Below are 19,785 nucleotides of genomic sequence, written 5' to 3'. Positions count from 1 at the left end.
TTCACCGACTTCACGGGAGGCCTTTCCGCCGCGGCCCGTTCTGGTCTGCCCCAAGTCGGAAGAGAAATCGGAGTGCCCGGCGAAGCAGCCGCTCGATCCCGCCGGACTTGAGGCGCGTGAGACGATGTCGGATGGTTGTCAGCGCTGACAAAAAGGCTGCTTGATCTTCAGCGAGCTCGTTCAGACATCGCGCGTAGACGCCGGCGCCGGCGTTCCGGCTGACCAGCCTCGATCGCCGGCGCCAGTTTCTTATCCACGAGATGTGGATCGAAACCAACATGGTTCCATTGCGCGAGCGCGCCGATCCAAAATCGGCTGACCATGCGTATCAGAACTTCACGTTGAAGGTGGCAATCAGTCCGTTCTGAGTGATGCCTGAACCGAACTGGCCCTGGTAGGCGATGCCAAGGATGCTGTTGCTCGAAAGCCGGAAGTCCAGACCGGATTCGACGAGCGCCACGTCCTTGCCAATGGACGCTGTTCTGGATCCAGAAATCGACGAACTCGCGGGCCTTGCTCACCGGTCTTTTCCCTCGCGCCGCTCACCCAATAGCGCAATATGGGTACGAGCAGGCTCCGGACACTGTCCGGCGCCCGACTCAGGTAGCGGGAATTGGGCATCATGGCCGCTTTAGTGGCGACGCCAAAAGAATTTGGAAGACCGAGAAGAGTTTCAAGGCCCGACCTGAATTTGCGCGAGGAAACGCGATAGCTAAAGTGGTCCGGCCGGCCTACTCCCGGGCGCGCCCCGAGGGCGACTCAAGCCGCTGCCGCTGCTTCCCAAACCTTGTCTTCGGCGCGCGAGCGTTTCTCCAGAGCTTCAAGCTCGGCGTGGCCTAGATGGCCGCCGCAACCCGTCCAGCGTGCTCGCGCTGGGGCTTGTCCAGCGCCGCCTAAGCCTTTCGCCCGCCTTCTCGCTTCGCTCGCGATCCCGTTGCCTGACAGCCTCCTCCCGCAGGTGCTCGGCCTCACGCCGCCGTCGCTCCTTTTCGAATTCGGTTGCGGCCTTTTGAACCGGTGCTCCTCCACAGCTTCAGCTAACGGCCTACAGAGGTGCAATGTTATCGAAAGCTGCTTCTGCCGGCTCAAGGATTTCCGGCGGACTGCAACCTGCTACGACAAACTTGCGAGACTCCTTGTATCCGCCGCGTACCTCGCCGCCATCGTCCCTATTAAATCAATTGATCCTGAACCTAGCTCAGGCATCTCTTTTCAAGGGTGCCTGCCGCTTCGAGTGCAAGGTACTCCAATCCCTGAGAGCGCTCGGTGAGTCGGCATAGTCGAGCTCTTTCCAAGACCTGCCGAGTTCGATCCACCTGCTTTTTTACCCCGGGTGTTGCTTAGCCCGTTCAACGGCTTTGCGACATCCCACTTTCGAAAAACCTGCTCTCCGCGAAATATAGCCTCAGAACCTCAGAGCGCGGCCATGGCCGCATGAGCTAAAATCCCACCTCGCGCATGTACTGCCGTAAGATCCACCACAGGCTTTCGGCCATCTGAATCGACGAGCCCCTACAAGAAGAGCCGCCACCATGCAAGCGATCTCCCATCGTACTTCTGCGCCCTGCCTCTCGAACCAATCCTGACTGACCGCGATAGCGTCAACGTGGCAGCCTACCGTCCGCGTCCTAGACGACCCGGCGGTCAGGGATCTGTATCGCCTCTGCTCGCGAATACTATCGCCGCAAAAATTGCCATACCGAAGTCTGGCAGGCTAAGAAACCCGCCGCTAGCTTGCTCACATTGTATGTCGTTGTGAAGTCAGTCCTCGCGGCCAAACCTACCAAAAGAGGTAAGTATCACACATTGGAGATAGTGTTACCCTCTGAAGGTTGATGGGAGCTGAGCCGCGAAACCAATCACAAGTTACAGTTCTTCAGAGAGGAGACGTACAATGGCAGCGAGTATAGCCGAAGACGAGAAACGCCGTACACAACAAGGGCCGCAAGTGGCCCAGGCGTCGGCCGCTGGGATAGGTGGCGCCGCCGAGAACGCCAAAGAGTCGACCGCAGCCACGCGCGGCTCATTTGTGTTTCCAGAATGGCAGAAGTCGATCGAAGCAACGACAAACTTCTTCGCGGCGGCTTTAAAAGACGGATTGAGATTGGCTGCATCCTCTTTGCACGATCAGGCCAATTTTCTAAAAGTCGTCGCCGAGGTCAAAAGTCCCTCCGAGTTGTTGAAAAGCTATCTGGACTTGGCAGAGCGATCCTGGTCGAGGTCGTTCAGTGAAGGGTCGAAGTTGTTGGATAATCTCAAGATACAACAACATCGGTGAGCAGTCGACTAGATCTATAATTGATGAAGTGACGAGCTTGGGGCGGTTCGCCTAATACTTCCCCAAGATCGTCTGATCGGCCAGCTCTGTTGGCAATGCCGGCTTCGGTAGAAGCGAAGCATTTGTCAAGCTGCCAGCGGTCAGCTCATTGCCGCCGTTTGCTGAAAACGAACACGAGGGTAAGGGCAGCAAGGCCGGCCAGGCATTAATGGCCGCACTTTGCATAGGGCCACGATCGCAGCAGCGTACGCATACGACGAAGACCGCCTGATTGACGCATGCGCGCGGGCACAGTGAGCTCTATGATCGGTTGGGTGATGGTCAGGCGGCCTGCTGACCGGCAGGCTTATCGGCCTGGCGCAGGAGCTTCCATTCCCAGGGCAGCAGTTCGTGTAGGCGCGACGCGGGAAGATCGGCGATCCGGGCGAGGACCTCGGCGAGCCAGGCCTTGGGATCGATGTCGTTGAGGCGACAGGTCGTGATCATCGTCAGCATGATGGCGGCACGGTCGGCGCCACGCTGGCTACCAGCGAAGGTCCAGTTGCGCCTTCCCAAGGCGATGCCTCTCAATGCGCGCTCAGCGCAATTGTTGGTCAAGCAGATCCTGCCATCGTCGAGGAAGCGGCCGAAGTCGTCCCAGCGCCTGAGCATGTAATTCATAGGCTTCAGGACCTCGGAGGAGCGCGACAGGGTTTCGCGCTCGCGCAACAACCAGGCGTGCATGTCCTCGAGAAGCGGCTTGCTCTTTTCCTGGCGCACGGCGCGCCGCTCGTCGGCGTCGCGGCCGTTGATGGCGCGCTCGATCTCGAACAACGCATCGAGGTGTCTGACCGCCTCCAGCGCGATCGGAGAGACTGGTTTGCCCTTCTTGCCTTCCCGGGCATTTTTCTCGATGTCAGCCAGCTCGAAGAAGCCCCGCCGCGCATGGGCAAAGCAAAACGCCGGCGTGATCGGCAGCACCTTCTTCTGCGGGTCGAACAGCGGCTCGAAGCCGTTGTAGCAATCGGCTTGCAGGATACCGGCGAAGGCGGCCAGATGCTTCTGGGGATGCTCGCCTCGTCGGTCGCTCGAGGCGTAATAGACCGCCGCCGGCGGCGCAGGCCCGGCGAAGGGCCGGTCATCCCGCACATAAGTCCAGATCCGCCCGGTCGTGCACTTGCCCTTCGCCAGGATACGGATGGTGGTGTCATCGCCATGAAGTCGCTCGGCCGCGAGCACATGGCGTTCGATCAAGTGGAAGAGCGGCATGACGGCGAAGGTCCCGTGGCCGACCTGGTCGGCCAGCGTCGACAGCGGCAGGTCGATCCCCTCGGCCTTGAAGCGCGCACTCTGGCGGTTGAGTGGGATATGCATGCCGAACTTGTCGAACAGGATCGTCGCCAGCAATTGTGGGCCGATGAAGCCGCGCGGCGTCGCGTGGAACGGCGCGGGCGGCTGGCTGATCTTCTCGCAATCGCGGCAGGTGAACTTCTCGCGTACCGTCTCGATCAGCTTGAAGCGGCGCGGGATCTCCTCCAGCGTCCCGGTCACATCCTCACCGATCTTCGCCAGCCGCGATCCACCGCAGCAGGCACAGGTCGTTGGAGTCTCAATGACGATGCGCTCGCGTTCGATGTCGTCCGGCCATGGCTTGCGCACCGGCCGCTTGCGCATGAAGGGGCGGACATTCTGCGTCTTCGCCGCTGCGGCCTGCGCGGCAAGCTCATCCTCGCTCGCTGTGGTGACGAGTTCTTCGAGCTCCAACTCCAGCTGCTCGAGCAGCCGTGCCGAGCGCTCGGAGCGCTGCCCGTACAGTTCGCGTTTGAGCTTCTCGATCCGCAGCTCGAGATGCGCGATCAGCGCCTCGTTGTCCGACAGCTCCGCCTGCGCACTGGCAGCCACCGCCTCGGCTCGCAGCCGCGCCTCACGCTCGGCCTGCAGCGCCGCCAGGGCACTCGCAAGGTCCGATGGAAGATCGTCCGGCTTCGATATCATGAAGCCATTGAATCAGATCAAGCAGCAGATTCAAACCGTAAAAGCGGCTATCCGACCCGCGTCGGCCGATAGGTTTCTTGAGGTAGGGTCGAGGACTGGCGCGCCGCACATCCAAGAGCCTTGGATGTGTACGTTTCCAGCCCCCGCCTCATCGCACGCAGCATGCGGATTTCCCGCACTACGCGCCCCCATTCGCTTCGCATCAAGGTTTATGGGACCTATCACGCTGGGCAGCTTTCGTCAGCCGTGTTTTACCCGGTAGTCGTTGAACAGCTTCAGGGTATCGTACAGCCATGATTTACTCCACTGCTCCCAGCCGAAGCCCTTTCGTTGCCGTGCCCGCGCCAGATGGCGCCTGACCTTCTTCTCCACCCAATCTCTGATGTAGCTGAAACACCTGCCAGAGTGTCCAGCCGAAAAGTAGTTCACCCAGCCCCGGAGCTTCGGATTGATCAGGTTGATGACCCTGCCAATCGGTTGCGATCGGTGCCGACGAAATACTTCCTTCAGATCCCGCAGTAGCGCCGTTCGCTTCTTCAGCTTGGGCGTGTAGTGCGGCCGCATCGCTCCCCGCAAGCTGCGGATGTAGCGAAAGTCAAAACCCAGAAGGCCGAAGCTCTTGCCTCGCCCTAGATCGACTATGCGGCTCTTCTCATCATTGATTTCAACCTGCAGCTTGTCGAACTCCTCTCGAAGTCGCTTGGTCACAGCACCAATCAGCCAGTCATGACGTTTGTGGGCGTCGATCAAGATCACCAGTCGAGTCGCCCGGAGGAGTTTCACCCCCAGGCGCTCACAGATCCGGACGTGAACGTCTCCGCTCATCCGGCTCTTACCGTCCAGCCGCCGTCTTGTGCAGCATCGGCCAATGGGCCAACAGCGTGGGGGTGCGGCAAGCAATGTCCCGTACCCAGTGCTCTGCCCGTCTTCGATGTCGCCGCAGACGTTTGTATTTCGACATCGCCCATCGCGCGAGACATCGGTCGAGATGGCGTAGTGTCGGGTAAAGCGCCGACTTGTAGTACCGACCATAGTAGTTCATCCAGCCTCGAATGATCGGGTTGAACATCCTCGCCAGGTCGTCGATCCTCTTATCCACCCGGCAGCGTAGTTGCCAGGCACGGATTTCCTGTCGGATTGCCTTCGTCGCGGCATTGCTGACACCGGGGCTGAAGTTGACGAAGTGCTTTCCCCAACGGTTCTTCGACCGACGGGCACGGAACGTGTAGCCCAAAAAGTCGAATTTCTGTTCAGGATAATCACCTCGCCGGTCGTCATCCTTACAATAGACTATCTTCGTCTTGTCCGGATGAAGCTCCAGTCCGCATTCGGCAAAGCGCTTCGCAAGCGCCTCCTTCAGTTCTTGTGCCTGCCGCTCACTGTCGCAATGGCAGAGAATATCAACGGCATAACGCTCGAACGGGATGCTCGGATGATTTCTTCGCATCCACATGTCGAACGCATAGTGGAGAAAGAGATTCGCCATCAGCGGTGATACCACCGAGCCCTGCGGCGTGCCCTTCTCTCGGGGTTCAGGGGTGCCGTCTTCCAGTTGAACGGGAGCTTTAAGCCACCGTTCAATGTACAACAACACCCAAGCGCAGTCCGTGTGCTTCCGAATCGCCTTGAGCAAAAGCTCATGCGATATCGAGTCAAAATAGGCCCGAATGTCGAGATCGAGCACGAAGGGATGCCGCCAGCATCGCTGGCGAGCAACCCCAACGGCATCGAGCGCCGATTTTCCGGGTCGATATCCGAACGAGTCTGGATGAAAGTGTTTCTCCAAATCCGGCTCCAGATATCCTTTGACGACCGCCTGAGCAACGCGATCCGACACCGTAGGAATTCCTAGCGGCCTCTTCCCGCCGTCGCGCTTGTCGATCTGCACACGCTTGACCGGCGGTGGAAAGTAGCTACCCGAAGACATTCGATTCCAGAGCTTGTACAGATTGCTCTGCAAGTCTGCCTCGAACACCTCGATCGACTGCTCGTCCACACCGGCTGCGCCCCGATTTGCTTTGACCCGTTTGTACGCCTCCCAAACCCAGCGCTTGGGGATGTCATACGGCTTTGCTTGACCCAAAAGAGTCCTCCCGTTTCCGGTTGTTCTTCCAATCAAGCGGGACAGTGCCGTGCCTTCGCTCCGCCACCATTACAGTGCCTTCGTCACTACTACACACGGCTCCGTCCCTGCATCGCGCATTGGTACTCAGACTCTTGTGGGGCTTCCACTTGAACCATTCCCTTGGCATCGCGATACAGGTTCCCACGTTCCGCACAGAAGCCTGAACCGAGGTCACGCCACCTCGCCTGCCGGACGCCGCCTGAGCCGTAAACAGGTATCGCTCAGACTGATCCCAAGATAACGACTACCCCTTGGTTTTGACGTCTTCCCTACGCTTTCGACAGTTCATCGGTGGTTCGCTTGCGCTCGTCTCCTCGATCCTTACCTGACAGAGTCTTGCTCTGCCTTTTCCGGTCTCGCTCACCACCTCGACCATTGGGCCGAAGCAGCAGCCGGTGGTTTGAACCCTGATCCTGCAACCCGAGTTCGAGGGGCCGACCCCCATCTTCTGTGCAGCAAGGCTGCTCAAAGGTGCTCTACATCACACCTCCTCCGCGCCGTCGTGGCGCACGATCGTCCGCGAAACGCGCGTATTCGACATTGATGTACTTGCCGCTCCGTGTGACTTCTCGCGCTCGCTCCAGCATCTTGTCAACCTCGTTGAGGTAAAGATTACTGAGCAAGGGCGAAAGCACACCGCCTTGCGGAACTCCCTTCTTGCCAGCGGCTTTCAGCATAACTTTTAGGAGATGCATGACGTCCGCGTCGTTGATCCGCTGCGCCACCTTCGCCAATAGCCGGTCATGCCGGACGTTGTCGAAATAGGCTCGCAAATCAAAATCGAGAACGCGTGTCTTCCTTTGAGCTATTGCATCTGTCACTCGCTTGATCGCATCATGCGCTGTCCGCTTAGGCCGATACCCAAACGATCCCGGTTGGAAATCCGCCTCGAAGACAGGTTCGAGTATGAGCTTGAGCGCACCTTGAACCACCCGATCACGGACCGCCGGAATCGAGAGGATGCGAACTTTATTCCCATCCTTCGGTATTTCCTGTTTCCGTGCCGGAAGTGGCCGATAGGTATGCCCGGTCAGTTCGTCCCGCAACTGCTCAAGCAGAGCGTCTACGCCTAGCGCTTCAATGGCCTCGAAGGTCACCCCGTCTATTCCCGGAGCGCCGTCGTTTTCTTTGGCCATCTCATACGCCGCGCGTAGCGTTTCCACTTTGCAGACGTGAACGTATAGACCCCAGAAACGCCAGGACGGTTCAGCCTTCGCCTTGACGTATAGTCTCCTCCTCAGGTCCTGCAAATCAATGGACGCCTTTGTCATCTCGTCCTTGCCTTCCTTACGTTAGAGACGTCACAAATGGCAGGGCCCCTTCGCTCCACGGGGGTTACTCCGCTTCACAGCTACTGCGGACCCGGCCGCCACCCTCTCGTCTTCGGCCGCTTTCCCGGTGTCGCCGGTTATACAGCCTACCTTGCTCCGACAATTTCTCGCCGGGGACGAGGAGGGCTTCTCCAGTTGCTCAGCATGTCCTTGTCATCGTGCTGTCGCTTCCACCCCGCCGAAGTGAACAGCCGCATCGGTCAGATTTCGGCTGTCTATGCTGCCTTCGCCTTGAAACCGCGGGCTCGGCCTTCGGGTTGCTGACTTTTTCGAGGCCACAACGCGTTCTCTCTCGATACGGCCCGATGACTCGTGATCTCCCTTTCCGGAGACCTTGTCGATAGGCTTCAAAAATTCGGTTTCCCTCCTCTCTGCTATCCAAACTACAGGGCTCTGACTTTTACCCTGGTGGGATTGCCTCCCACTGGACACGCCAGCCTTTGCTGGACACACGGTTACGCCAATCGATCCCGGACAGCAGATAGCTCAACTGCGCCGGCGAGATCGTTACCGATTCACCGGCAACTGATGGCCAGATGAACTTTCCTCTCTCGAGTCTTTTTGTGAACAAGCAGGCTCCCTGGCCATCGTGCCAGATCGCCTTCACAAGATCGCTGCGGCGACCGCGGAAGACGAACAGATGACCGCTGAGCGGGTCTTTGTGCAGCACCTCCTGCACCTGGAGTGCCAGCGACGGAAAGCCTCTGCGCATATCCGTGTAGCCTGTCGCGAGCCACACTCGCACATTCCCCGGTATCGCAATCATCGGCGTCCAAGCACATCGAGGACCCGCGCCAGCGCCTCCGGATCGACGTGCGCATCCACCCGGATGCACCGTCGGTTGCCGAGATCGATCTCTATCAATCCAGTACGCGCGGCTGCCACGGAGCGAACTCGGCCATCAACCGTAGGCAAAAGCTTCGGAGTTTCCTCAGCCGAGGCCGCTACGGCGGCAATCTGCACCGGCGCAAAAGATGGTACAACTTGTTCCGATGTCCGTGCTTGTCGACGCCAGGTAAACACCAGGCTGGCCGCTACTCCGTTGCGACGCGCAACCTCAGTCACCTTCGCGCCCGGCGCCAACGTCTCCTCGACAATCCGTGCCTTGTCGTCCTGCGACCAACGCCGCCGCCGCTCCAGCCCGCCCAAAACCTCGACCCGCATCGCCTGATGACCTTAAAGCTAGACTTAAGGCCACACGCTTCGCGAATTACCACCCGTCACGCAAGACGGCCCCCGTCGGATGCGTACGCAGCAGCGAACCGCATCGCTTAAGTGCCGGGCTGTACCGCGGCTGCAAGCGCACCTTGAAAGAACGCGGGAAGCCGCGAGCTAAAAGGCCGGTGGCGGCGAGATTCTATGGCAGGAGCGGGTCGATTTCTGTACTAGGCCAGCCGTTAGGGACACGCTGAGGCGCTGTGGCGATTATGCGAATGATCGATGTCGTTTATATTCGCCGTCAGCAGCAGTGTTTGCAATGGTCGCCGCTATTCGTCGCGGGTTCGCTCATGGTTCAAGCTTTGCGTTGCTGGACTCGCCGCCTGGCGCGCGCGTCGGCGCGGCGCTTAACCCTCCGGGGCAGAGCGTAGGGAGAGAACGAAGGGTCTTCTTCAGCGACCGTGCGATCAATCCATAGCGACCGCACGATGGGGCGATCAGATGACATTTATTGAGCAGCTTTGCCGGACTCTGTAGCGCCGATATTCTTCAGCATCAGCTTGCGCAAGAACACCGGTTCCGAGATTTGGACTTCCTTGCCATCGCGCAGCCTGCGAATTCCTGCGAGCAGCTTGCGGATATCATAGGTCGAATTGAAGACCTCCGGCACGCAACGTTCGACGTTGAGGAGCGTGTATACGGCCTCCATCGCCGTGCGAACGGAGTATTCCGTCGTGAAGACGCAATCGCGCTCCGTCGACTCCGCGAACTGGCCGATGAAGGCAAAGTTGACGGCACCGTTCGGTACAACATTCGGACGATCACCCGCCGTTCGCGGCATGAAGAGAGAGGTGACGTAGGGCATCATGACCGGCACTGTCTTTGCGGCCGTTACGGAGAGTCCCGGTATGTCCTCGGCCGGCACGCCGAGGTGATAAAGCCATTCCTGCGTGATTTCCTCGCCCGTGCAATGTTGCATTGGCTTGTTCACGTAATCGCCGCGCCTATCAACAAAGAGCGAATAGAGCCAGACGACGATCTGATTGCTCGGCTGATGCTTGAAATGCGGCTGGCGGTTTACGGTCCAACTGAGCAGCCAGCTCGAGTCTTTAGCCGTGACGATCCCTCCCGTGACGACCTTGCCGCTGAACGGGTCGCGTTTAGCGATCTTGCGGATATAGGCGGGAATGCGCGCGTCTAAAGTCGTGATGGTCGCTGATTCCCATTTGGTTGCAGGGATATCGCCGGCGAAGACGTCCGGGCGGCCGAAGGCCGCGTCCTTCGCAGCTATGCGTCGCCACAGATCCCAAGCAGGCGCCGGTCCTTGGTCGAGCCTGGCGGGCGTGTGATGGTCTCCCTTGTCCGAGTTTTCGGTGAGCGAGCCGATCGTCATGAATAAAAGATCGTCGGCGCCGAGGCCGATACCGCCCGCGACGCCATCCTCCAGCCAGTGAATGGCCGTGGCCTGTTTGCATCCGGTCTTGATGTCGAAATCGACATTGGTGACTTCGACGCCGTAACGGAAGCTAACGTCCTGCTCCAACAGCCATTTGCACAGCGGTAGAACCAGCGAATCATACTGATTATACCTAGTAAACTTCAGCGCGCTGAAATCCGGCAGGCCGCCAATATGGTGAACAAATCGATGCAGATAGAGCTTCATCTCGAGAGCAGAATGCCATTCCTGAAAAGCGAACATCGTTCGCCAATAGAGCCAGAAATTGCTATTCAAGAAATCACTTCCGAACACTTCGTCGATGCGCTTGTTTTCCGTCTCCTCACGGGAGGCAAGAAAGACTGAAATCAATTCCTTGAGCGCCCGTTCGCTCAGCCTGAAAAGGCCGTCCGTGCGCGCATCCTGTCCCTGGTCCACAGTCGCCCGCTGTAACGAGTAGTTCGGATCATCCTTGTTCAACCAGTAGAATTCGTCGAGGACGCTGGCACCTTCTATTTCGAGCGAAGGGATCGAACGGTATAAATCCCATAGACATTCGAAATGGTCCTCCATTTCGCGGCCGCCCCGGACCACGAATCCCCTTTCCAGGTCTTGGCCACCGTCGAGCGCCCCACCCGGTATCTTGAGCCGTTCCAAAATGGTGATCCGATCACCGCGCATATGGCCGTCGCGGATCAGGAAGGCTGCGCTGGAAAGCGCTGCCAGACCTGCACCGACGAACCACGCCGTCTTTTTGTCCACACCGTCAGGTTTGCGGGGGCGAGCAAATGCTTCGTAATTTCCGCTACCATGATACATGGAACACTCCGTCCGGGTGCATTTGACGATCAGTTTGGCTCATCAGAAGATGTTCTCGGGCCCTGGGCATATGCGCGGGACGCCGACCGTGAGGCCGCCATCGATGACGATCTCGGAACCAGTGAGGTAGCTGGACTCATCGCTGAGTAGGAACAAGACTGCCTGCGACACCTCCTGCGGCTCGGCCGGCCGGCCGAGCGGAATGGGGAAAAGAGAGGACTCGAACCTCTCGGTCATCGGGGTGGCGACGAAGCCGGGATGGATCGAGTTGACTCGGACCCCAAAGGCCGCGGCTTCCAGCGCAGCGGACTTGGTTATCCCCCGCACGCCGAACTTGGAAGCGACGTAGGCATGCAGACCGGCACTGCCTCGCAGCCCCTCGACCGACGAGATGTTGACAATCGAACCTCCGCCGGCGCGCCTGATGGCCGGCAACGCCGCCCGCATTCCGAGGAATACACCGGTCAGATTGACGGCGAGGGTCTTATTCCATTGATCGAGCGGGAACTGCTCGAGGGGGGCCATGTTGGTAATCCCCGCATTGTTGACCAGCCCGTGCAGCAGGCCGAACCGCCGTTCGGCGCTTGCCACCGCCTCGGCCCACTCCTCTGACTGGGTGACGTCCTGACGGACAAAGATGGCGGATCCGCCAAGTTGAGCGGCAAGAGCTTCGCCTTCCGTATGCAGAATATCAGTGATGACGACCTTGGCCCCCTCAGCCACCAATAGGCGCGCATGAGCTGCGCCCATCCCGCGAGCCCCGCCCGTCACCAAAATGACTTTGTTGTTCACACGTCCCATGACGGATCCTTGCTGCCTGCCGTTGATTAGTGACGGTGCAGCGTCTTCCAGGCATCGAAGAGGACGCTGGGATCATGCTGGCCTTTGTAAAAGGGTGAGACCGGACGCTGGACGTCGAGTAGACCGAAAACAGCGATCTGCGCCGCGCGCACGGAATATTCGACGGTAAAGACTACGTCGTCGGGGACCTCGCAGAATTGGCCGATGAAGGCGAGATTGCGCGATCCGTTCGGAATGACCTCCGGTCGGTCAGACCTCGCGCGCGGCATGAACTGGGCCGTAACGTAAGGCATCAGCGACGTCATGACTCGCGAAGTGTCGAGAATGTGCGCAATGCTCTCTGTGAATCGCAGGTGCGAAAGCAACTCGGTGAGGATTTCACGCCCCGTGCACTCCGACATCGGCTTGTGCACGAAGTCACCCGGCTTGTCCGGGAGAAGTCCATATCCCCACCACACCCAGACATTCTTCGGCTGTTCGTAAAAGTGCGGTTGACGATTAAGGACAACGGTCAGTAGCCAACTGGAGTCTTTGATCGTTACCAGTCCGCCCGCGCCGGCTCGACTGCCGGAGAGGGCTTCAAGCCGGTTGAAGAAGCTCGAGTCGTCTGCAGTGACCGTAAATGATTCAAATTTGGACTGATCGATGTTGGAGACGAAAGCAGCGGGACGACCGAAGTCTGGGCTTTTGGCGGCCAGGCGCTCCCAAAGTTGGCAGGAGCCTCCGGCTCGCCGCGTGTTCAGCACCGGAACCGTGTCCATAGAACCGTAGCTGGTATCCGATGTCATTGACCCGATGGTGACGAACACAACATCCCGTTCGGCCAGTTCGATGGTGCAATCCTCACCGCCCTTCTGATAGTGCAACTGGGTCGCGGTCTTCTGCCCGCCCTCGACCACGACATCAATATCGGTCACTTCCGCCCTCATCTCGAGCCGCACGCCCCGCGCCTTCAACCATGCGACAATCGGGCGGACCATTGCGTCGAACTGGTTGAACTGCGTGCGGTAGATTCCCGCCATCGTATCGATCGTAGAGAACAGATGCAGGAAGCGTAGCGCTTGAACTCGACCGCACTATGCCAAGGTGCGAAAGCAAAGGTCGTGCACCAGATGAGCCAGAAGTTGCTGCGGAAGAAATGAGGTTTGAACCAGTCCTGGATTGTCCTGGCGCCGAGCACCGATTCTGGCGTCGCGCAAAGAGCGATCAGGTCGAGCCGATCTCTCTCGCCGAAACCCAGATCGGAGACGTCGACGATCTGGCCGCCGGAAACCAGGCGCGCCTTGTCGTTCCAGAAAAACTCCTGATGAAACTCCATCAGTTCGTCCTTGGCCGATTTCGTCGGGTCGGTAATAGAAGGAATGAAGGACAACAAATCGTAGGTGCAGCTGAACTTCTCCTCGAACATACGCCCGCCACGCATGACATATCCACCCTTCGGATCGCCATGTGCGTCGAGGCTTCCGCCGAACTGCTCCATTTGTTCGAAAAGGACGATATTTGGGCCCGACAGCCCGCCCTCCTTGAGGAGGTAGGCCGCTGCGGCTAAGGCGGCGATGCCTGTTCCTATCAAATAGGCGTTGCGAGGAACCGCCTGCTTCGTTGAATCCGGGCGGGAGAAGGAAGAGGCAGAGCACATAACTTTCTCCGGCATGTAGCGGTTGGAATATCAGTCAGTGCAATCGGCGCGCCGATAACGGCGCGCGCAAACAACGTTCGCGAAGCACAGCTCTGGGACAAATCACTGCAAAGATCATAAGTAGCAACTGCGCCGCGTTGATCGGGATCAATCAAAGCCATGTCAGCAGAGTTTTGCAGCACGCAACGGACCGATTGGTGGCCTTGCTTGAATACGGACTGGAAGCATGTCATGTCGGTTTTCCGACTTCACCGTCTCAACCGGACACGGGCGGCAAACCGACATCCATATACTGCCGGTGGCGCCTGTGCCGATAACTATACTAACGCTCCAGGGCGACCAGTTTGGCCGGTGCCGAGTAAGCCGGGATGTCGCCTATTCCTGCAACATTGCGCCATTGGGCGCGCTTACACCGAAGCGGCATCGCATACTAACTATCTGACGTTCCTGATATTGACTGCCTACAAGATTTGGCAGGGGCCTAGCTCCACCAGCTTATGTATATAGCCGAACCTCTCTCCCATATTTCGGCGCGGGGACAAGCGGCAGATAACGGAGGCCACAGATGGCGTACAAGAAACTTGTCAATCAAAGTGGGCTGACACTTACGGTGTTGCTGATCACGCGCGTCGGCTCAGAGCCGAACAAGTCCGGACCAATCGTCACAGCGGCGCTACCGGTGGGTGGCAAGCAGACGATTGAGTACGGTAATGCGCAGAATCCTTTCCTCAACGGGCTCGTAATTTCCTCATCGTCCGATGGCGCGTTTTCGAACGGGTCGCAGATCGTGACGATTCGAGGCAGCAGCTGGGATACCGTGCTAAACACGCACGATACCCTTACCTTTAGCGGAGTGGGTGGACTAAACGTGCTGGGCTCGAACACCTAACCCGTCACGCCCCGGCGATCCCGCAGCGGCGGCACTTGGCCGCTCGTGAATGACAAGCTGATGCTGGCGGCGTCACCGTCCTGCTCAAGTGGGTGTAGCAGATGGACGGAGAGGTACTCATGACCTTCGCACCCGTCCGCGGTGATCATCCGTACCGGCTGTTGATGGCCTTCGGCGAGGACGAGCCATGACGCCCTCACTTTGGCCGTACAGCCGGACGCCAGGGTTCTGAAGAAAGGCCGAAGAGTTCACGAAAGGACCGCGCGGCATCATTTTGGAATGACGGTATAGCATATGAGTACTAATCTTACGGTGCACGAGCCGCCCAACGCGCTGCGGCTGGTCACAGAGGCCTATACGAGCCTTCTCATCATCGGCCTCGCCCTGCTGCCCACTCAGTTCATCGCTTATCTTTATTTCCAGCAAGATCCCGCGCTGACGTTTGAAGATCACCTATTCCACGAGTTCGCCATTGCCGTCGCCACCCTTGAGGGGCTGTTCGTCACATATGTGACCTGGCGTTGCTACCGGTCTTCAGGCGAGCCCCTGTTGCGCTGGTTGACGCTTGGTTTTCTGGCGTTCGCGCTGATCTATTCGCTGCACGGTGCCTTCACCGGGATGGCACACCGCAATATTTGGCTATTTCTGCTCTATGGGCCCGCGTCGCGTCTGGCGATGTCGATTTTGCTCTTCGTCGGCCTGCTCAGCTACAATCAGCCGTCAGACGAGCTCGAGAAGCGTTCGGACGCACGCGCATGGCTGATGTGGATTGGCCTGTTCCTAACGATGGACATCGCCGTCGCTCTGCTTGCCTATTCTTCATATGCAGGGCACCCGGCAGTCCGCTTGTCCATGGAGGGCGGCGCATTGCTATTCAGTGTGCTGAACGTCTTGGTCATGCTCATGAGACGGATTCACTCGCCGCTCATGCTTGTTTTCGGCGTTTCCGTCGCGTGGTTTGCGCTATCGTCGCTCGCGTTCATTCTGGCGGCGCCATGGAATCATATGTGGTGGCTGGCCCACGCGATCTTTGCTGGCGGGTTCTTTCTGCTCAGCTATGGCGTTGTCCAGGCCTTCAGAACAACGCAATCATTCGCGACCATTTATAGCCAGGAAGAAATGACGGCTCGCCTCGCTCAATCGATGGCCGACACTCAAAAGGCGCTCCAGCAAGTGCAGCTGAGCAATCAAAGGTTGGAGCGGCTTGCCGCCACCGATCCACTGACTGGTGCCGGCAATCGGCGCCACTTCATAGAGCATATCGGCGCCGAGATCGCGCGGGCCAAGCGGACCGGTGCTCCATTGTCTCTGCTATCGCTCGATCTCGACCATTTCAAGGATATCAATGACTCACGCGGTCACAGCGTCGGCGATGAGGTCCTGCGCGTATTCGTGCGAAAGTGTCTGGAGGCGATTCGGCCTTACGACTCAGTCGCGCGCGTGGGTGGTGAAGAATTCATGGTATTGCTTCCGGGGGCGACGCTCGACGCGGCCAGTGCGGTAGCCGAGCGCCTCCGGTCCGCAATCGAACGCAGTGCATTCGACGTCGGCGCCGAACCGTCTGTTGGCGTCACCATCAGTGCTGGAGTGTCGGAGTTCGGGCGCGATGGAGACACGCTCGACGAGTTCTTGAACGTCGCCGACCAGCGGCTCTATCGCGCAAAATTTGAGGGTCGCAACCGTGTGGTTGTCGCTTAGGTTATCGTTGATCGCGCACTTCGCCTCAGAATCGCCTTGGCCCGACGCCGGTTCTCGCTGTCATTCTCCGAGTCAGAACCACAACGCTACCAACAACGGTCATGGTCCATCGATTGCACTGTTTGCAGGTGAGTTCGCACCGCCACAGGCTGCTGCCACTAGCCGCCGGCAGCTGCCATTCGTTGCTCGCAACGGGGCCGCTCGACAGCCTTTGGTCTGTCGAGCGCTTAGCTGGCGGTTGCCTCACCCGCCAAGGCGGCCCGGCCCGGGGGCGCGCCGCGATCACGACATCCGCTCGCCGGGGATTGCAGAAGGTCCGGATCATAGTGCACTACTCGCAGGAACCTAGTTGCACTGATCGTTATCGGCGTTCGTTGCGCGGCTGACCCAACTCGCACGCGAACTGGCGTTCGCTCTGGCCGCTCACGCTCCAGAGCGCTCGAAGTCTTGAAGCGGCATATTGAGGAGGTCACTCGTTGCTCCGGCTGTGTTAACGATACGCGAATTTGCTGGCCGCTCGAAAGAACTTTTTCATGCTACGGGTAAGAAGCTCACTGAACCAATCTGCATTAGCGAAGGTTCGACTGAGATGAGATTTTCAACACCACCATCGCGCATATTGCGCTTCGACTGGCGTAGTTCTGCTACGAGGGATTTCATTGCTCTCTTCGGCGGCCTCGTTCTCGTTTCAATCTTAGCGCATCACTATGAGCTCGGCCCTCGCCTGATTCAGCTGGGACGGGGCTTAGATTCGATATTCGACGATCTTGTATTCGTCATGCTCGTCGCGTTCTTCCTGAACGTTTCGCTTACAATCTTCAGTGTTCGGCGCTATCGAGAACTCGCCCGCGAAACTGAAGCACGAACCATTGCAGAAGGAGAAGCCCGCGATCTGGCGCGACACGATCCATTGACTGGCTTGCCGAACCGCCGCTGGTTTGATGAAGAACTTGATCTGTGCCTTGGCCTCGCCACCGAGACACACCAAATAGCCGTTCTGATGCTTGGCCTCGACGGCTTCAGGTCTATCAAGGACACGCATGGCCACGCAGCGGGTGACAAGGCACTCTGCGAATTTGCCAAGAGGCTTACCGACATCTTGCGCAAGGATGGCCTCCTGGCGAGGATCGGTGGTGACGAATTCGGGATCGTTCTGCCAAACATTAGCTCCCTCGAAGATCCCGCCAATCTGGCGCGCCGTATCGTGGCGTCCGCCGCCGACACTTTCGCGATCGAGAATGGCGCAGCCGAGCTCGGTGTTGGAATTGGCATCGCTATCGCTCCACTTGACGGCGTCAGTCCCCATGAATTGGTCAGGCGCGCAGAGCGCGCACTTTATCGCGCGCAAGGCGAAGGCAAGTCGCGTGTTCGCTTTTTCGAACCAGACATGGACATGCATGTCGAGCGGCGCATTCACATCGAACGTGAGCTTCGCAGCGCTGTCGCGGCGGATATTATCGAACCCCACTACCAGCCGCTGGTTTCACTTGAAAGCAAACGCATCGTCGGGTTCGAGGCCTTGGCGCGTTGGGAAAACAGGACATTTGGGCATATCCCGCCCGACTTGTTTATCCCGATCGCAGAAGAAACGGGCCTCATCAACGCTCTTGGAGATCAGCTTTTTCGCCGCGCCTGTTTTGATGCCAACGCGTGGCCGAAGACGTTTTCGCTTGCCTTCAACATTTCGCCTGTTCAATTGCGGGATTCCGCGCTTGGAGAGCGCATTCTATCGATCCTTGAGCAAACCGGTTTCAGTCCACGCCGCCTGGAGATTGAAATTACCGAGAGCGCATTCGTCGAGAAAACCGGCGTTGCAAAGACCGTGATTAACGAACTTCGTCAAGCCGGCGTCCGCATCGCGCTCGATGATTTCGGAACAGGTTATGCTACGCTTAGCCAGCTGCTTTCGTTTCGTCTTGATAAGATCAAGATTGACCGCAGCTTCGTGTCGCATCTCGGTGACCGTTCGGACAGCCGGGTGATCGTTCGTGCTATACTGGGCCTTGCTAAAGGATTTGGTTTGACGACCACGGCCGAGGGGGTCGAAGACGAAGGCCAGTTGGGCTATCTGGTGGCCAATGGTTGCACAGAAGGACAAGGTTACCTGTTCAGTGGTGCCGTTTCAGCCGCCGGCATCCCCGCGTTGCTCGATCGTGAAGCCGGCCGCGGAGCGGTTACTGAAGATGGACAAGAAGCCTACATGCGCCAGCCGACGCACTGAGTTCTTGAGGAGTTTATGCCACATGACGGTTTGCAAGCAAGTCATGCGCAATCTCCATGCGCAATCTCCTCCAAAGACATCTCCAGCGTGCTCGGAAAGCGCTTGACTTGTGGTTACGGGATCACCCTCCAGCCAGCCCGAGGCTCGGACATTGCACGAACGCTATCCGGTCGAGATGCTGCAGGAATCGCTGGCGGAAGGGATCGTCACCGGCCATCCGACCATATGCCCCAGTTCAGCTTCGAGCCGGACCAGGTGGACGACTTCATTCTGTTCTTGAAATCTCTCGAGCGGGGCCAAGCGGACCGTTGAGCCAGGTCAATGCGCGGAACGCACAAAGCCTCATTGTTCAAGCTTCAACACGGAGGTCCGACATGCGTGCGCATCAGATAATGACCAAGCATATCATCGCCGTCAGTCCGCACACGAAGATCCTGGATGCGGCCAATATCATGCTGCGATGTCACCTCAGTGGTCTGGCGGTGATGGACGAAGACGGCACGCTCAGGGGCATGGTGTCCGAGGGAGATTTCCTGGACCGCGCCGAGATCGGCACAGGACACAAGCGCTCGGCATGGCTGGAACTGTTCACCGGCGTGGGTCGCGCTGCGACCGATTTCGTGCACGAGCGCGGCCGCAAGGTCGAGGATGTCATGACGGCGAACCCGATCACCGTCGAGGAACAGACACCGCTCGACGAAATCGTGCATCTGATGCACAAGCATGGCGTGAAGCGGGTGCCGGTCGTGAACGGCAAGACCATGGTCGGAATCGTCACCCGGGCCGACATCCTGCAGGCCGTCGCATCGCTGGCGCGCGAAGTTCCCGATCCGACCGCCGACGACAGCCACATCGGTGAACGGATCCTTCGTGAAATTAACGCCACCGGCTGGCGGCCGGCCGGCTTCCAGGTCTGGGTACGCAACGGCGCCGTGCATCTGCACGGCCTAATCTTCGATGAACGAGCTCGCCAGGCCGCGATCGTCCTCGCTGAAAACACCGCGGGCGTCAGGGAAGTCCGCGATCATCTCTGCTTCGTCGACGGCTATTCGGGCTACTACGTCGAATCGCCGGAAGACATCAAGGCGGCCGGCTAGATCAGATCGAGGGGTCCAACATGGTACACTGCTTGTCGTCGCAGCCGTCTGTCTCATCTTTGCGCTCGTGCTCGCCGTGACCGATCGCAGCAGACGCGCTGGCTTCGGGAACAGGACGGGAATGGAGCCAGCACACGCGCTGCCTATCCCGACAAGAACGGGAGCTAGTCGGCTGTGAACAAGCCTGTAAGCGATTGAGCGGGAGTCTGTTTTTGGGATTTGACGTCGTTTGAGATTGCAGGGATTTGAGGCTTGGGCGCCGCAAACCTTGCAATTTCGTTTTGTGGATTCCTCTCCGTTGTGAACCGTGCTTCTGTGGC

Annotated in this window: 14 protein-coding genes and 3 pseudogenes; 7 read left to right on the top strand and 10 right to left on the bottom strand. The window is 58.6% G+C overall.

The features are described 5' to 3' along the window. Window positions 1–328: 328 nt before the first annotated feature. The gene (locus ACVIYL_RS22550) at window positions 329–460 is read right to left on the bottom strand and encodes a hypothetical protein (protein WP_456779814.1); all 132 of its coding nucleotides are present in this window, start codon (window positions 458–460) and stop codon (window positions 329–331) included. A 597-nt stretch (window positions 461–1,057) separates the two neighbouring features. Between ACVIYL_RS22550 and ACVIYL_RS22545 the strand changes: the two are divergent. Together ACVIYL_RS22545 and ACVIYL_RS22540 are read left to right on the top strand one after the other, a co-directional pair. After that, a pseudogene (locus ACVIYL_RS22545) lies at window positions 1,058–1,168 on the top strand (IS5/IS1182 family transposase); the annotation flags it as partial. 726 nt (window positions 1,169–1,894) lie between these two features. Continuing rightward, complete coding sequence (locus tag ACVIYL_RS22540; protein ID WP_456779813.1) at window positions 1,895–2,278, top strand: hypothetical protein; 384 nt, start codon at window positions 1,895–1,897, stop codon at window positions 2,276–2,278. A 321-nt stretch (window positions 2,279–2,599) separates the two neighbouring features. On the opposite strand, the gene tnpC is transcribed toward ACVIYL_RS22540, so the two are convergent. The 9 genes and pseudogenes from tnpC to ACVIYL_RS22495 all read right to left on the bottom strand — a co-directional run bounded on the left by tnpC (window position 2,600) and on the right by ACVIYL_RS22495 (window position 13,560). Next, complete coding sequence (gene tnpC, locus ACVIYL_RS22535) at window positions 2,600–4,252, bottom strand: IS66 family transposase (protein WP_456779812.1); 1,653 nt, start codon at window positions 4,250–4,252, stop codon at window positions 2,600–2,602. A gap of 240 nt (window positions 4,253–4,492) precedes the next feature. After that, entirely contained in the window at window positions 4,493–5,008 is a 516-nt protein-coding gene (locus ACVIYL_RS22530; protein WP_456779811.1) for a group II intron maturase-specific domain-containing protein, read from the bottom strand. A 76-nt stretch (window positions 5,009–5,084) separates the two neighbouring features. Then, entirely contained in the window at window positions 5,085–6,335 is a 1,251-nt protein-coding gene (gene ltrA / locus ACVIYL_RS22525; protein ID WP_456779810.1) for a group II intron reverse transcriptase/maturase, read from the bottom strand. A 518-nt stretch (window positions 6,336–6,853) separates the two neighbouring features. Beyond that, on the bottom strand, window positions 6,854–7,648 hold the full coding sequence (locus ACVIYL_RS22520; protein WP_456779809.1) for a reverse transcriptase domain-containing protein: 795 nt from the start codon (window positions 7,646–7,648) through the stop codon (window positions 6,854–6,856). Between the two features lie 460 nt (window positions 7,649–8,108). Further along, complete coding sequence (gene tnpB, locus ACVIYL_RS22515) at window positions 8,109–8,447, bottom strand: IS66 family insertion sequence element accessory protein TnpB (RefSeq protein WP_446471738.1); 339 nt, start codon at window positions 8,445–8,447, stop codon at window positions 8,109–8,111. A gap of 23 nt (window positions 8,448–8,470) precedes the next feature. Then, the gene (gene tnpA, locus ACVIYL_RS22510; protein WP_456779808.1) at window positions 8,471–8,872 is read right to left on the bottom strand and encodes an IS66-like element accessory protein TnpA; all 402 of its coding nucleotides are present in this window, start codon (window positions 8,870–8,872) and stop codon (window positions 8,471–8,473) included. Window positions 8,873–9,374: 502 nt separating this feature from the next. Beyond that, a complete protein-coding gene (locus tag ACVIYL_RS22505) occupies window positions 9,375–11,120 on the bottom strand; it encodes an oleate hydratase (RefSeq protein WP_456779807.1) in 1,746 nt (581 codons plus the stop codon). 42 nt (window positions 11,121–11,162) lie between these two features. Further along, window positions 11,163–11,921: a glucose 1-dehydrogenase gene (locus tag ACVIYL_RS22500; protein ID WP_456779806.1), complete on the bottom strand. Its 759-nt coding sequence runs from the start codon at window positions 11,919–11,921 to the stop codon at window positions 11,163–11,165. Window positions 11,922–11,947: 26 nt separating this feature from the next. After that, window positions 11,948–13,560 (bottom strand): annotated as a pseudogene (locus ACVIYL_RS22495) (oleate hydratase). A 565-nt stretch (window positions 13,561–14,125) separates the two neighbouring features. On the opposite strand from ACVIYL_RS22495, the gene ACVIYL_RS22490 reads away from it, so the two are divergent. From ACVIYL_RS22490 to ACVIYL_RS22470, 5 genes and pseudogenes are all read left to right on the top strand, one after another. Further along, window positions 14,126–14,449, top strand: a complete 324-nt coding sequence (locus tag ACVIYL_RS22490; RefSeq protein ID WP_456779805.1) for a hypothetical protein — start codon at window positions 14,126–14,128, stop codon at window positions 14,447–14,449. 294 nt (window positions 14,450–14,743) lie between these two features. Next, window positions 14,744–16,147 carry a GGDEF domain-containing protein gene (locus ACVIYL_RS22485; RefSeq protein ID WP_456779804.1) on the top strand — a complete coding sequence of 468 codons (1,404 nt, stop codon included), beginning with the start codon at window positions 14,744–14,746 and terminating at the stop codon, window positions 16,145–16,147. Between the two features lie 589 nt (window positions 16,148–16,736). Further along, the gene (locus tag ACVIYL_RS22480) at window positions 16,737–18,368 is read left to right on the top strand and encodes a putative bifunctional diguanylate cyclase/phosphodiesterase (RefSeq protein ID WP_456779803.1); all 1,632 of its coding nucleotides are present in this window, start codon (window positions 16,737–16,739) and stop codon (window positions 18,366–18,368) included. 136 nt (window positions 18,369–18,504) lie between these two features. Beyond that, window positions 18,505–18,680 (top strand): annotated as a pseudogene (locus ACVIYL_RS22475) (c-type cytochrome); the annotation flags it as partial. Between the two features lie 62 nt (window positions 18,681–18,742). Next, on the top strand, window positions 18,743–19,465 hold the full coding sequence (locus tag ACVIYL_RS22470; protein ID WP_456779802.1) for a CBS domain-containing protein: 723 nt from the start codon (window positions 18,743–18,745) through the stop codon (window positions 19,463–19,465). Window positions 19,466–19,785 lie beyond the last annotated feature (320 nt).

This window comes from Bradyrhizobium sp. USDA 3315 (genome assembly GCF_054056795.1).
This window is presented reverse-complemented; position numbering and strand designations above follow the sequence as displayed.

What these genes read in the sequence shown, in the direction of transcription:
- ACVIYL_RS22540 (WP_456779813.1), top strand. Translation starts at nt 1,895, where the DNA reads ATGGCAGCGAGTATAGCCGAAGACGAGAAACGCCGTACACAACAAGGG.
- tnpC (WP_456779812.1), bottom strand. Translation starts at nt 4,252, where the DNA reads ATGATATCGAAGCCGGACGATCTTCCATCGGACCTTGCGAGTGCCCTG.
- ACVIYL_RS22520 (WP_456779809.1), bottom strand. Translation starts at nt 7,648, where the DNA reads ATGACAAAGGCGTCCATTGATTTGCAGGACCTGAGGAGGAGACTATAC.
- tnpA (WP_456779808.1), bottom strand. Translation starts at nt 8,872, where the DNA reads ATGCGGGTCGAGGTTTTGGGCGGGCTGGAGCGGCGGCGGCGTTGGTCG.
- ACVIYL_RS22505 (WP_456779807.1), bottom strand. Translation starts at nt 11,120, where the DNA reads ATGTATCATGGTAGCGGAAATTACGAAGCATTTGCTCGCCCCCGCAAA.
- ACVIYL_RS22500 (WP_456779806.1), bottom strand. Translation starts at nt 11,921, where the DNA reads ATGGGACGTGTGAACAACAAAGTCATTTTGGTGACGGGCGGGGCTCGC.
- ACVIYL_RS22490 (WP_456779805.1), top strand. Translation starts at nt 14,126, where the DNA reads ATGGCGTACAAGAAACTTGTCAATCAAAGTGGGCTGACACTTACGGTG.
- ACVIYL_RS22485 (WP_456779804.1), top strand. Translation starts at nt 14,744, where the DNA reads ATGAGTACTAATCTTACGGTGCACGAGCCGCCCAACGCGCTGCGGCTG.
- ACVIYL_RS22480 (WP_456779803.1), top strand. Translation starts at nt 16,737, where the DNA reads ATGAGATTTTCAACACCACCATCGCGCATATTGCGCTTCGACTGGCGT.
- ACVIYL_RS22470 (WP_456779802.1), top strand. Translation starts at nt 18,743, where the DNA reads ATGCGTGCGCATCAGATAATGACCAAGCATATCATCGCCGTCAGTCCG.